Source organism: Streptomyces sp. NPDC051172, from assembly GCF_040682555.1.
Classification (GTDB): Bacteria; Actinomycetota; Actinomycetes; order Streptomycetales; family Streptomycetaceae; genus Streptomyces.
The window spans coordinates 1-1049 of the sequence record NZ_JBFBBE010000478.1; the positions used below are offsets into that span (position 1 = coordinate 1).

General features: G+C 70.8%; 1 protein-coding gene. It reads left to right on the forward strand.

What is annotated here, in order from left to right:
* Positions 1 to 1049, forward strand: a 1049-nt coding sequence (locus tag AB0N07_RS52065; protein ID WP_365848136.1) for an adenosylhomocysteinase, incomplete at both ends; no start/stop codon positions are given.

The window sequence follows — 1049 nt, forward strand, 5'->3', positions numbered from 1 at the left end:
CAGCCGCTGAAGGGCGCCCGCATCGCCGGCTCCCTGCACATGACCGTGCAGACCGCCGTGCTCATCGAGACCCTCACCGCCCTCGGCGCCGAGGTCCGGTGGGCCTCCTGCAACATCTTCTCCACGCAGGACGAGGCCGCCGCCGCCGTCGTCGTGGGCTCGGGCACCCCCGAGGACCCGCAGGGCGTGCCGGTGTTCGCCTGGAAGAACGAGTCCCTCGAGGACTACTGGTGGACCGCCTCGCAGATCCTCACCTGGCCGGGCGCGGACGAGGATCCGGACCGCGGCCCCAACATGATCCTGGACGACGGCGGCGACGCCACCCTGCTGGTGCACAAGGGCGTCGAGTTCGAGGCCGCGGGCGCCGTGCCCAGCGCCACCGAGGACGACCCCGAGGAGTACCGGATCATCCTCGAGACGCTGCGTCGCTCGCTGGCCCGCGACCCGCAGCACTGGACCCGGACCGCCGGCACCCTGCGCGGCGTCTCCGAGGAGACCACCACGGGCGTGCTGCGTCTCTACCAGCTGGCGCAGGCGGGCCGCCTGCTCTTCCCGGCGATCAACGTGAACGACGCCGTGACGAAGTCCAAGTTCGACAACAGGTACGGCATCCGCCACTCCCTGCCGGACGGCATCATGCGCGCCACGGACGTGCTGATCGGCGGCAAGGTGGCCGTGGTCTGCGGCTACGGCGACGTCGGCAAGGGCGCCGCCGAGGCCCTGCGCGGCCAGGGCGCCCGCGTGATCGTCACGGAGATCGACCCGATCTGCGCACTGCAGGCCGCGATGGACGGCTATCAGGTGGCCCGCCTCGAGGACGTGGTGGGCGAGGGCCACATCTTCGTCACCACCACCGGCGGCAAGGACATCATCATGGCCGAGCACATGGCCGCCATGAGGGACAAGGCCATCGTGGGCAACGTGGGCCACTTCGACAACGAGATCGACATGGCCGGCCTGGCCCGCATCCCCGGCGTCGTGAAGACGGAGATCAAGCCGCAGGTCCACGAGTGGACCCTGGACGGCGGCACGGAGGCCGAGCGCAGCAT